Genomic DNA, 11,366 nt, shown 5'->3' on the forward strand with positions numbered 1-11,366 from the left:
TGACTACTTGGACTGGGTTTCGATGGACTTCTGCATGTCAGACAGTGCGGCGTCGACTGCCTTCTCACCCTTGATCGCGGCGTAGGCGTTCTCCTGGATGGCCTTGGTGACCGCCGGGTAGAACGGGGTGACGGGGCGCGGCACGGCGTTCTCGATCGAGGTCTTCAGGACCGGCAGGTACGGCAGCTTGGCGACGAGCTCCTGGTCGTCATAGAGGCTGCCGAGCACCGGTGCGAGCGAACCCTGCGTGGCGTAGAACTTCTGGGTCTCTTCCGTGGTGAGGAACTTGATCCAGTCCAGTGCCGTGGCCTTGTTCTTCGAGTACACGCTGATTGCGTTGCTGTGGCCGCCAAGCGAGGAAGCGCCCGGTCCGTCCTTGCCCGGGAGGGCTGCCATGCCCAGAACGTCCTTGACCTTGGACGAGCCTTCAGTCGTGGCCAGGTTGTAGACATAGGGCCAATTGCGGAGGAACAGCAGCTTGCCGTCCTGGAACGCCTGGCGGCTCTCCTCCTCCTGGAACGTGATGGCCTCCTTCGGGATGTTGCCGTCCGCGTAGGCCTTGGCCAGGTTTCCGAGGCCTGCCTTTGCCTCGGGGGTGTTCAGGCTCGGCTTGCCGTCCTTGTCCAGCACGGACCCGCCGGCGGAGTTGATCGCCTCGGAGGCGTTGACCGTGAGGCCCTCATACTTCTTGAACTGACCGGCGTAGCAGCCGATGTTGTTGGCCGTAGCGATGGAGCACATGCTCATCATCTCGTCCCAGGTTTTCGGGGGCGTGGGGACCAGGTCCTTGCGGTAGTAGAGGATCCCCCCATCCGAGGTCTCCGGTGCGGCGTACAGCGTGCCCTTGTAGGAGGCGGCCTCAACGGTCGGCTTCAACATCTTCGAGGTGTCCAGCGTCGTCTTGTCCTTGAGCGGCTGCAGCCAGCCCTTCGCCGCGAACTCGGCGGTCCAGACGACGTCCACTCGCGCCACGTCGTAGCCGGCGTCCTTGGCCTGGAAGTGCTGGACCAGGTCGTCATGCTGCTGGTCGGCGTTGTCCGTCTGCTCCTTGAACGTGACCTTCTCGTTCGGGTGGGCCGCGTTCCACTTTTCGATCAGCGGACGGACCACGTTGCTGTTGTCCTTGCCCTGGACGAACGTGATGGGGCCGCGCCCGTCCAGGCCCTGAGCGGCGTCGCCGCCGCCGCCACCGGCACTGGTGCCGCCGCCCCCTCCGCCACCACAGGCTGAAAGGGTCAGGGCCAGAACGCCTGCCGTGGCTACGGGAAGTAGGAATTTAGGGGTTTTCATACTGGGGGGCTCCTCGCTGAGTACCGGTAAAAAAGCGGTGCAGTTGGTGTGGTGACCATCACACTAATCAACAGGAGGTGAGGAATGCAAGCGTTTACATCACTCTTTACCAAAAGGAGATGCATGTCACGCAGGCCGTTTCCCGCTCCAGTCCGGCGTTATCGGCAGGACTGGGCCGGTGCGGCACCGGACGCGAAGGTTTGCACAGACTTCACCAGCGTCTCAGCGGACGCGTTCTGCCCGGCCGAACCTGGACCGCGCTCCCGAACCGATGTGGATGAGCACGGGGGTGCGTTTGCCGAGCACGGAGTCGAGCGCCTCAACGAGGGCGGACACTTCGGCGGCCAGCGTATGCGGGGCCACGCCCTGGCGCGGTTGCACGCGGATCTTCAGGGCCGGTTCGCCGCGGACCTCATAGGTGGCGACGGTGGATCCGGCGAGGTCCGGACGGTCGGCCAGCGCTGCCCGGAGCGCTTGCTCGGCGACCCCGCTGCCGATCCGGACGTTTCCGGGCACCTCGCCCGGATCCTCTTCGGCCACCAGCAGGTTGGCCCGGCCCTTGCCCTGTTGGGCGGCCCAGGCCACCATGGCCCCGATCACCACCACCAGCAGCAGCACCAGCACAATCCACAGCCAACTCTCCTGGCGCCCGGGGAAGCGCGTGCGCCCGAAGAGGTCACGCCAGTTGCTCCAGGCCCCGGCGGACCAGCCCCGCCACCAGGAGGCGACGGCCGGCACGGTGGCCAGCAGCATCAGCAGCGTGCCGATGGCAAGGAGTTTGATTCCCAGAATGCCGATCAGGATCCGGTTGAGGAGTCTGGGGGTGCCGTTCATGCGCCGATCACTCCCGCCGAGGCCACATTAATCCGGACCTCCGGCATCGGGGACGGCCCCATCTCCCGGAGTTCGTTCTGGACCGCCGCCAGCACGGCATCCGCGCTCAGCGGGACCCCGGAGGTAGGGCGGACATTGACGAGTACGCGGCTTCGCGACACGATCACCATCACCTGTTCTGGCGTCACGTTGGCGGCCAGCCGCGCCCGGCGCGCCAGCGCGGAGGCGATCACTTCGTCGTCCACGACGACGGCGGCGCGGCGGTCCCGCAGCAGGTGGCGGGCCCGGCGGCCTGGCAGCACGGCATTGAGGAAGAAAAACAAGCCGACCATGACCAGCACCGCGCCGAGGGCGCCGAGCAGCAGCGGCGGGACCCCGCTGGGGAGCGCCACGAGCTGCTCCGCGGCGGTTTCCGGATCCACGAGCCATGGCGGCTGCCCGACGGCGCGGACTGCTGTTTCCAGGAGGGCGTAGCCGCACAGCGCAATCACGAGGACGGCGGCGATGACGGCTGCCACGGCCCGTGAGGAACGGGTTTCGCGCTTGAGGATCCAGTCCATGCCCGCGGCTCCAGTCCCCGCCGGGGTCCGTGTCCCGGCCCCGGGGCCGCCCGGGCCTGCGTCGTGCCCGGGGTTCCTGCGGTCCGTATCGTGGCTCACCGGACCCGCCTTCCTTCCCTCACGCTGGCACCGCTGATCCGGATGTCCACCCGGCTCAGCTGGGCGCCGCTCAGCTCCGTCACGCGCCGCAGGATCGTGGCTTTGGCGGCCACGGTCCGGTCCCAGATGGAGCCGCCGAAGCCTGCCACCCGGCCCGGGTCCCGGAGAACTGCCGACAGCGAGGGCACGGTGATCGGGGCGACGAGGGACAACGCCAGCAGGCCGTCGTCGTCGGACCACTCGGCGCGCACCTCCTGCGGCGCCACGCCGAGGGCCTCTGCCGCGGCTGCCCGTGCCACGCTGGTCAGGGCCTGGGTGCTGATCCGGTTGTGGCCGACAAGCGCCCTGCCGTGGACCGCCGCCCCAGCCGCGCTGCTCATGAGGAGGAGCGCCGGCCCGTGAGGGCGTCGAGCACGCTGCGCAGGTCCAGTTTCCCTTCCGCTGCACGGCCCAGCAGGGCTCCGATGCCCATGAACAGCAAGGAGCCGAGGAACCCCCACGCGCCAAACTGGAAGGACATGAACGCCAGGAAGGCGCCGGCTGCGATCCCAACAACGGTCAGATTCACTGGATTGCCTCCCTCATGGACCGGGCTTCACCGGGAGCAGGCGGCTTCGCCGGGCCGGGCACGTACACGTCATGGATCTCGATGTTGACCTCAATGACCTGCAGCCCGACAAGCTCCTCAACGGCTGCGTAGACGGCGGCACGGACCTGGTCCGCCAGGGCATGGAGGGGTGTGCCGTAGATCGCTACGAGGTCAATGTCCACGGCCACCTGGGTTTCGCCGACTTCTGCACGGACGCCGGCGGCGTGGTCCGAACCGCCGACAGCATCGCGGATGGCCCCGAGGGCGCGGGACGGTCCGGAGCCAAGGGAATAGACGCCAGGAACCGAGCGGGCGGCGATCCCGGCAACCTTCGCGACGGCGGCCTCGGAAATGATGGTGCGTCCGCCGCCTCCCGGCGCGGCTGCGGGCAGCTCCGGAACGGAACCCGCCATGGGCTCGGAATTCGGGTATTCCATGAGGCACTCCCCCTTCTCGTTGACACCACCCTAGCCCCTGCCTGCGACAAGGTGACCGCATGCCGCGGGATGGCCGAAAAGTCGGGACCTGTACCGGTTATCAGGACGCGGGGCACTAGGGGCCGGGTTCCAGTGCCCGGGTTCCAGTGCCCGGGTTCCAGTGCCCGGGTTCCAGTGCCCGGGTTCCAGTGGCCGGGTTCCAGTGGCCGGGCCGTCAGCAGTGGGCCTGGAGCCAGGCATCAATGGGTGCGATGGCCTTGTCGAACTCCTCGGTGTTGAACTTCGAGTAGTCCTGGCCGGCGTCGTCCGCGATGGACGTCAGCTTGTCGAAGGAATCCTTGAGCTCGGCAGGCACCTGGCCCTGCATCTTCGCCAGCGCCTCCTTGGCTTTCTCGACATCGGCCGTGTCCTTGCCGGTTGCCGCGGCCATCGGCAGGACCAGCACGGACAGCACCGTAGCGCTGACGGCACCACAGGCCTCCGCAATGCTGCCGAAGCCCCCCAGCCCGCCGTCGCCCGGGGCTGCGCTGGCCTCCGCACTCCTGTCAGCGCCCGGCGTGGCAGTGTCCAATGTCGCCGCAGGCGAGGGGGAGACGCTGGTGGCGGGGGAAGCCGGCGTCGGGGTGGACGTTACCGGGCTGGACGTTCCAGGGCTGGACGCCGGGCCCGACTGCGCCGGGCCCGACTGCGCCGGGCCCGACGGCGCCGGGCCCGACTGCGCCGGGCCCGACGGCGCCGGGCCGGAGCACGCTGCGAGGGCCAGTGCGAGGATTGCGGCCCCTGCGTTAAAGCCCCGACGACGATTCTGCGACGTGATCTGTCCCATGCCAGCCCCTTCACGGAATTCCGGTGACACTCAGCAGGGCAAGGCTACTGCCGGAGGAACGCCGCTGAACAGGGCCGGACAGCCGGTGAGGACACCCCAGTGAGGGCAAGCCCGGTGCTGCGGGGTTCCGGGCAACCTAGGTGCAGTTGGCAGCGAGCCAGCCCTGCACCGGGGCCATGGCCTCCTGGAGCTTGCCGCTGGAGAAGACGGTCTGGTCCTTCACCCCGGCGACCGCCACCTGGGTGAGCTTGGCGAAGTCGGCCTTGACGCTGTCCGGGACCCGCTCCGCGGTCCGGCTCAGTTCCGTCTTGGACTGCTCCAGCTCGGCTGTCTTTCCCTGCGCCGCCGAGAGCGGCAGCAGGGTGGCGCCGGTGGCCTGTTCTGAAATCTTGGCGCAGGCTTCCGCCGCGGTCGGGAAGTCGCCATAGGGTCCGGATGACTTGCTGGGGCTCGGTGTCGCAGAGGAGGGAGCGGCGCTGGCGGCCGCGGCCGACGGTGAGCTGCCGGCTTCCGGCGCGGAGCACGAGGTGAGCGCCAGGGCGGCGAAGAGGGCGGTTACGGTCAGAGGGCGTGCAATGTTCTTAGAAATCACGGTTCAGGAATCACTTTTCCGGTTGAGATGTCACCGCCGGCCCGGTCGGGCGGCCGGCGGCATTGGCGTTCTTTCCCCAGCGTGCGAGTCTAGCCCGGCCGGCAGTGAAGTCTCCAAGCAGCGTCCAGCGGCAGAAGCCGCATTCAGCAGGATCCGGAGCCGGAGAATCTCCTGAGCGGCTCTGGCTTTCGGCGCGGAGGACCCATCGAGGCGGCTTAAAGAAGAAAAGCACCAGTTCTAATAGAACTGATGCTTCCCAGTGGTGGCTCCGACCGGCGTCGATCCGGTGACCTTTCGAGTAAGAGTACGGCTCTGCCAGTGGTTTCTGCGGGGTATCAGCATCTTCGATCGTCGCTGGTCAAGGCTTTTTTCTGCTGTCATCCGCTTTCGACGGTTGTCATCGAATCTGCGGAATAGATGCGGGGTTCGGCGACAGTCTCAGGTGCGCGCATGGTCAAAGACCGCGTGACTTGTCCGCATCCATCTGAAGGGAAAAGCGGACAGTGAGCGCATGGAGGACGACTTCCACGTACGTGAGTTCATTCAAAACCCACGTGGATGACGGTCGTCTCTCGCTCAGCCTTCTTCGTCGTTCCCTCCTCGTGAAACTTCTTCCCGGCAAGGCAGATCAAACCTAGCAATGTCACTCCTGCTGCAACGATGGGTTCAAATCCCACCGTCACCGCGGAATGGAAAGGCCCTGCTCCCCTTGTAAACAAAGGGAAGCAGGGGTTTTTCTTTGCCCAGGAATTCGCCCCACAGTAACGCAGCGGTAACAAAAATATCGAGGGGTCTGTGCTTTAGCATCGCCAGGGCAACGGGCAGTTTGCGATCGACTCGCTCACTAAGGCGGCCGAGTCTCTGGTCAAATCACGCCCAAGCCGACATCGAGACGGCCCGCCTCGGCTTTAGTTGTCCTGTTCCTGCCGGCGCCAGTTTCGACATCTTCGAAGCTGCCCCGTCTGCAGGAACGAACACTCCATACCTATTTGGTACAACTCGTGACGGACCGAGCAGTGACGAGCCAGGGTGCGTGCGGGCCGGATCAACATCGACGCCCCTTCCCCGGAGCTGGTGCCCAGCCAGGGGGAACTTACTCTACGCCGTCGGTTCGTCGGCCCGCTCATCCCTGCCCGTGGCTTGCGGCACGATGCGCTGCAGGAGCGAATCGTGTGCCTTTTGCAGGGTCTCTGCCCGCGCCTCGGCCGCGGCCAGCCTGACCCCGGCCTCCGCTGCGTCCGTGCGGGCGTGGAGTTCGGCCGTGCTTGCCTGCTGCAACTGCGCCACCAGCTCCGCGCCCTGGTTCTCCAGTGCGGCGATCCTGGCCACTGGGACGCTCTCCGGTTTCGCCGCGAGCATCACCAACAGCGCTAACACCGCAGGCTCCGGCACCCTGGTGATGCAGGAACAGTCCGTCGGCGGGACCCCGGTGACCTGCACTTCCAACTCCGGCACCGGCGGCGTCGGAACCAACACCGCGACGTGCGCGACGATCAACAAGTTCGGCGGGAGCACCGTTCTGGTGCCGGGCAACACGGTCAGCACCGACATCACGATCAAAAACATCGGCACGGCCAACGCCGGCACGTTTGCCCTGACTCCCGGCGCGGCCTGTACGCAGTCCAACAACGGTGCCGTCAACGGCACCGCGACGGACCTCTGCGCGAAGCTTAAGGTCGTCATCACCGCCGGCGGCACCTCCATCTTCAACGGCACCGCCGCGACCCTCGCCGGGGCCCCCGCGATCAGCATCACCCCGGCCCCGGCCGCCGGTGTGAGCGTCCCGGTCAACATCAAGGTCACCCTCGACGCGACGGCGGACAACACCTACCAGGGCCTGGCCGCATCACTGCCGCTCACCTGGGCCTTCGCCAGCTAAGAATAATACCCTGCGGTGCCCGTGCCGGAAGACCTGATGCCGGCACGGGCACCGCACCCTCGTCATCGCGCGGAAAGGAAACCCATGGCGGCTCCCGCAGGGCTGCGGTCCCGCAGCATGGCCCTGGCCGTCTGTGCCCTGCTGGCCGCGGGCCTCGTCGTCGTAGCCGTCCTGTTCTTTCTGGCGGGGTGGCGCTGGTTCGTTGTCTCCACCCCCTCGATGGGCCAGAGCGCACCCGTCGGTTCCCTGGTCCTGTCTGCACCCGTCGCCGCCTCCGCGCTGCACACCGGGGACGTCATCACCTTCACCCCGCCCGGGCGGCCCGGAACGGTCTACACCCACCGTATCGCCGGAATCGACGGGGCCGGGGGAATCACCACCCGCGGGGACATCAACGGAACCAATGACCCCTGGGTCCTGACACCGCAGAACATTCTCGGCGTGGCCACGCTCCTGCCGGGCTGGGGATGGCTGGTCAAGGCCGTGCCCCTGCTGCTGGCCGGAGGCCTGATCCTGTGGGTGGTGACCAGATACTGGATCACCGGGCCGTGGCAGGGACCCGCCCGGCTCTTCGGCGCCTGCGCCGTCGTTTCCCTCACAGTCATCCTGCTCCGTCCCTTCATCGGAATCGCCCTGCTGGAAGTCATCACGGACGAAACGGGGACCCGGGCAAGCGTCGCCTCCACCGGCCTGCTGCCGATCACGGTCCGGGCCGAGCACGGCACCACGGCCGAGCTGGCCAGCGGCCAGGTCACCGAACTCACCGCCAACGACGGCGAGGCTACTACTATCTGTCCTCGTCCGCCGACCTGCCCTGGTGGGGATGGATCATCACCGCCCTGCTCTGCCTGCTGCCCGTCTTCTGGGTCCTTATCCGGGGCCTGCGGGCCGGCGACCTGCGGGAATCACCGGACCGGGTGCCCGGATGAGCACGGAACCGGGCGGACCCCGGCACCGCCGTCCCCTTCCTGCCGCTGCCCTCGCCCTGGCCCTGGTGATCGCTCTGGCCGCGCTGGCCACCCCTGCCACCTCCGGCGGGTATCTGGCCCGGGTCACGAACAGCACCAACACCTCCGGCACCGCCCCCTACTTCACTTGCGAGGGCGCCATGGCAGCGGACAAATCCTCGGCAATATTTGCGTACCGGCTCAACGAAACCTCCGGGTCGGCCATGGCGGCGGACTTCTCCGGCAAAAACAACCCCGGCACCTACCGCGGCACCATGACCTCCGACACCACCTCAGCGAACCGGCCCTGCACGCCGCGGGACTCCGGCGGATCCTACGCCCTGACCGGCACTTCAACGTATGTTTCAGCCGGTGGTTCCCTCATCGCCCGGGCCTCCACGAACACCTTCACCCTGGAGGTCTGGTTCAGGACAAGCACTCCGGGCGGTCGGCTGATCGGCTGGGGCAACACCGCCACCGGAACCTCCACGACCTATGACCGGCACATCTTCATGAACAACGCCGGCCAGCTCGTCTTCGGGGTCTACCCCGGCACCGTGAAAGTCATCACCACCGCCGCCAGCTACAACGACGGGGCACCCCACCACATCGCCGCAACCCTGTCCCCGGCGGGGATGAGGCTCTATGTCGACGGTCAGCTCGTCGCGCAGGACCCTGCCACTACGACCGGTGAGACGTTCAGCGGGTTCTGGCGCATCGGCTACAACAACCTCGCCGGTTGGGGCCCCAACGAACCCTCCAGCTATGCCTTCACCGGGACCATGAGGTTCGCCGCCGTCTACTCCACCGCGCTCACCCCCGCCCAGATAGCGGCCCACTACAACGCCGGACGCCCCTGACAACCGTGCCGATCCGAAGATCGTACATGGCCGGCAAGGCCACGAGCGTGCAGGTCAGGAGTGCGGACGTCCTCAACCGTGTTCTGTTCCTGCAAGGAGCCATCGGCCAGGCACGCAACCGACACTCCTACTGACCGCCTCCCAAAAAAACGCCGGCTGCGACACCCCACCAGCCGATCCGCCGGGCGTACCCTGTGCTCACAACCAAGTACCGGGGCCAAGGATTGGCTCCGGGTCCCCTCAGGAAGGCAGCATCAATGGCGATGAACATTCGGGATCACTGGGACCGGCTCAGCCCCGCCACACGGCAATGGCTCACAGACAACCCCGGATGCCTGATCCTGCCGCGCACCACGACGGAAACGATCTGCCAGGAAACCGGCGTAAGCGCCGACAGTGACCAGCACGGGCAGGCAACGCTTTCCCGGGAGGACCTGGACTTCCTCCGGGCCAAGGCAGAAGGAACCTGAACACCCCCGCCGGAGCACCGGTTCTTTGACGCGACACAGCCCGGACCAGGTACCTAAAGCCGGGGTGGTTGGTGATCACCGTGGCAGGGTTCAATGGAACCTAATTAATGGGAGAACAACAGTAAGGACCTGATTGCATGGCCACGAAGGCAACCGTCATCCTGATCGACGACCTTGACGGCGGCGCCGCCGATGAGACAGTGACATTCACTCTCGACGGAGCCGGTCACGAAATCGACCTTTCCGCCTCCAACGCCGCCGCGCTCCGGTCCCTTCTGGCCCTATACATCTCCGCCGGACGGAAGACCAAAGGGACCGCCGGAACCGCGGCAAGGCGGCCCCGCGGCTCCGCGGCCAGGAGCTCAGACGCCGGCAGGATCCGCCGGTGGGCCATCGACAGCGGGTATCAGATGGCCTCCCGCGGGCAGATCCCGGACACGATCGTGGAGGCTTTCCAGGCGGCAAACACCTGAGGGACGGGACTGGCGCCGGTTCCCGGCACGGGTCCTTGGCAGAGCTACAGTTACCGCATGGGCGCAGACCGGGCGGAAGCGGAACATATACTCACCCTGCTTGAGCATGCCGTGGAAACCCTGGCCACCGGGACCGAGCGCATCCAGCAGCGCCTGGCCGACGCCTACCGGTACAGCCTCATCGCCGACGACGCGAACATCAGCCACAGGCTGCCTCCGACGGTCTATGCCCTCCAGCTGGATCTGCGCGAGGCCATGACGACGGTCCACGACGGGGAGCGCGGATGGGCAACTGCCAGCGCAGCGATACTCAGCGATGACCAGTGCCTCATTTTCGCCCGCAGGATCCTTGACGCCGCCCGCCTGATGCGCGGGCATGCGGCAGCGCCCAGCCCTCCCACGGGCCGTTTGTGGGAGAGAATGAGGAGCCGCAGGCGCGGCTAGATGACATGGTCCAGGGAGAAGGGGGGGTGTGGAGGACCCTCCCTGCACCTCGTCTTTCTGGGAACCCTCGTCCTGGGATTCACCATGTTCCTCGCCGAGCTCGTGCTGTTCACCGCCCTGCTGTTCCTGGCCGGGGCTCCCCGGTTACTGGCACTGATTGCCCGCGGGCTCCTTCCACCGGGCGGCCGGCCCCCAGGGCAAGCCGAAGCCGCAGCGCCACAGCCCGGTATGAACAGCGTGCTGTGCCCGCCTCCCCCTCAGAACCTGGGCCCGACGGTGAGCATGTCAGCCAGCGCGCAGGGTGAAGACCGGTGACGGTTGCCGGATCGTGTCAAATTGGTTTTGGCCCCGTGGGGCGGGCGTCATGGCACGCACGGCAGCAGCAACAGCAGACCGGGAGTCAGCCGGCAGCCCCGGGCGTACTCTGGTGCTGGCAGCCATCGCTTCGTAAAGGAGAAGACCATGATCGGATGGTACAAGACTGCGCACGACGTTCAGCACCGCGCGGCGGGCTGGATCAAGCACGCCCCGGACCCCTCGCCCCAGGTGGACGCCGCCGTGCGCTGGGCGTTGTCCCGGATTGAGGACGCCAATATGCCCGAGGTGGTTCACGCAGTTGTCCTCACACTGACGGGGAACAGGAAGGCCGCGAAACAGGCACGGGAGGCTGCCGAACAGGCAGTACACCGCGCGGAGCGGAAACTCAGGCGCACGTACCACGGTCACGGCCACGCATGGCTGGCCGCAGGTCTTCTCGCCGCGGCCGCGGCCGCCGGAGTACTTATCTGGCGGGACCGGAAGCGAGAGCCCGAAGCAGCCCAGCCCGGGGACCTCCCCACGGACGCCGTCTGACATCAATCCCGGAAAATGCCAGGAACGGACTCCGGCCTGGCTGCCGGCGCGCCGAGGAGTTCCGGAATGACAGTTTGGGCCTGGGCGCCCTGCTGCTGGGGGTTCAGCCTGGCTGAACTGGTGGTGATGCTGCCGCGGCGGGAACGTGCGTTCTTCCCGGATGCGCGGTTACAAAGGGGCGTCATGCTGGGTCGCGCTGAACGGCGGTCCGTCG

Annotated in this window: 16 protein-coding genes and 1 pseudogene; 8 read left to right on the top strand and 9 right to left on the bottom strand. The window is 67.0% G+C overall.

The features are described 5' to 3' along the window. Window positions 1-3: 3 nt before the first annotated feature. The 9 genes from ACVWZ8_RS05525 to ACVWZ8_RS05565 all read right to left on the bottom strand — a co-directional run bounded on the left by ACVWZ8_RS05525 (window position 4) and on the right by ACVWZ8_RS05565 (window position 6,556). The gene (locus ACVWZ8_RS05525; RefSeq protein ID WP_456504042.1) at window positions 4-1,290 is read right to left on the bottom strand and encodes an ABC transporter substrate-binding protein; all 1,287 of its coding nucleotides are present in this window, start codon (window positions 1,288-1,290) and stop codon (window positions 4-6) included. A 222-nt stretch (window positions 1,291-1,512) separates the two neighbouring features. Next, a complete protein-coding gene (locus ACVWZ8_RS05530; RefSeq protein WP_456504043.1) occupies window positions 1,513-2,124 on the bottom strand; it encodes a hypothetical protein in 612 nt (203 codons plus the stop codon). Then, window positions 2,121-2,783, bottom strand: a complete 663-nt coding sequence (locus tag ACVWZ8_RS05535; RefSeq protein ID WP_426975822.1) for a DUF6286 domain-containing protein — start codon at window positions 2,781-2,783, stop codon at window positions 2,121-2,123. The genes ACVWZ8_RS05530 and ACVWZ8_RS05535 overlap by 4 nt, the downstream gene beginning before the upstream one ends. Further along, complete coding sequence (locus ACVWZ8_RS05540) at window positions 2,780-3,163, bottom strand: hypothetical protein (protein ID WP_426975821.1); 384 nt, start codon at window positions 3,161-3,163, stop codon at window positions 2,780-2,782. Before ACVWZ8_RS05540 ends, ACVWZ8_RS05535 begins: the two co-directional genes overlap by 4 nt. Beyond that, entirely contained in the window at window positions 3,160-3,351 is a 192-nt protein-coding gene (locus tag ACVWZ8_RS05545; protein ID WP_426975820.1) for a hypothetical protein, read from the bottom strand. The genes ACVWZ8_RS05540 and ACVWZ8_RS05545 overlap by 4 nt, the downstream gene beginning before the upstream one ends. Continuing rightward, window positions 3,348-3,809, bottom strand: a complete 462-nt coding sequence (locus ACVWZ8_RS05550; protein ID WP_456504044.1) for an Asp23/Gls24 family envelope stress response protein — start codon at window positions 3,807-3,809, stop codon at window positions 3,348-3,350. Before ACVWZ8_RS05550 ends, ACVWZ8_RS05545 begins: the two co-directional genes overlap by 4 nt. Window positions 3,810-4,023: 214 nt before the next feature. Continuing rightward, a complete protein-coding gene (locus tag ACVWZ8_RS05555) occupies window positions 4,024-4,635 on the bottom strand; it encodes a hypothetical protein (RefSeq protein WP_456504045.1) in 612 nt (203 codons plus the stop codon). Between the two features lie 136 nt (window positions 4,636-4,771). Beyond that, window positions 4,772-5,227: a hypothetical protein gene (locus ACVWZ8_RS05560; protein ID WP_456504046.1), complete on the bottom strand. Its 456-nt coding sequence runs from the start codon at window positions 5,225-5,227 to the stop codon at window positions 4,772-4,774. 1,098 nt (window positions 5,228-6,325) lie between these two features. Further along, a complete protein-coding gene (locus ACVWZ8_RS05565) occupies window positions 6,326-6,556 on the bottom strand; it encodes a hypothetical protein (RefSeq protein WP_456504047.1) in 231 nt (76 codons plus the stop codon). Window positions 6,557-6,623: 67 nt separating this feature from the next. On the opposite strand from ACVWZ8_RS05565, the gene ACVWZ8_RS05570 reads away from it, so the two are divergent. The 8 genes and pseudogenes from ACVWZ8_RS05570 to ACVWZ8_RS05605 all read left to right on the top strand — a co-directional run bounded on the left by ACVWZ8_RS05570 (window position 6,624) and on the right by ACVWZ8_RS05605 (window position 11,152). Further along, window positions 6,624-7,106, top strand: a complete 483-nt coding sequence (locus ACVWZ8_RS05570) for a hypothetical protein (RefSeq protein ID WP_456504048.1) — start codon at window positions 6,624-6,626, stop codon at window positions 7,104-7,106. Window positions 7,107-7,223: 117 nt separating this feature from the next. Further along, window positions 7,224-7,457 (top strand): annotated as a pseudogene (locus ACVWZ8_RS05575) (S26 family signal peptidase); the annotation flags it as partial. 574 nt (window positions 7,458-8,031) lie between these two features. After that, window positions 8,032-8,913, top strand: a complete 882-nt coding sequence (locus ACVWZ8_RS05580) for a LamG domain-containing protein (RefSeq protein ID WP_456504049.1) — start codon at window positions 8,032-8,034, stop codon at window positions 8,911-8,913. Window positions 8,914-9,170: 257 nt separating this feature from the next. Beyond that, on the top strand, window positions 9,171-9,383 hold the full coding sequence (locus tag ACVWZ8_RS05585; RefSeq protein ID WP_456504050.1) for a hypothetical protein: 213 nt from the start codon (window positions 9,171-9,173) through the stop codon (window positions 9,381-9,383). Between the two features lie 137 nt (window positions 9,384-9,520). After that, complete coding sequence (locus ACVWZ8_RS05590; protein ID WP_456504051.1) at window positions 9,521-9,856, top strand: histone-like nucleoid-structuring protein Lsr2; 336 nt, start codon at window positions 9,521-9,523, stop codon at window positions 9,854-9,856. 57 nt (window positions 9,857-9,913) lie between these two features. Then, window positions 9,914-10,300 (top strand): hypothetical protein, encoded by a 387-nt coding sequence (locus tag ACVWZ8_RS05595; RefSeq protein WP_456504052.1) that lies wholly within the window; start codon window positions 9,914-9,916, stop codon window positions 10,298-10,300. After that, a complete protein-coding gene (locus ACVWZ8_RS05600; protein WP_456504053.1) occupies window positions 10,301-10,615 on the top strand; it encodes a hypothetical protein in 315 nt (104 codons plus the stop codon). It abuts the gene before it with no gap. A 147-nt stretch (window positions 10,616-10,762) separates the two neighbouring features. Then, window positions 10,763-11,152: a hypothetical protein gene (locus ACVWZ8_RS05605; protein WP_456504054.1), complete on the top strand. Its 390-nt coding sequence runs from the start codon at window positions 10,763-10,765 to the stop codon at window positions 11,150-11,152. Window positions 11,153-11,366 lie beyond the last annotated feature (214 nt).

This window comes from Arthrobacter sp. UYCu723, assembly GCF_054059215.1.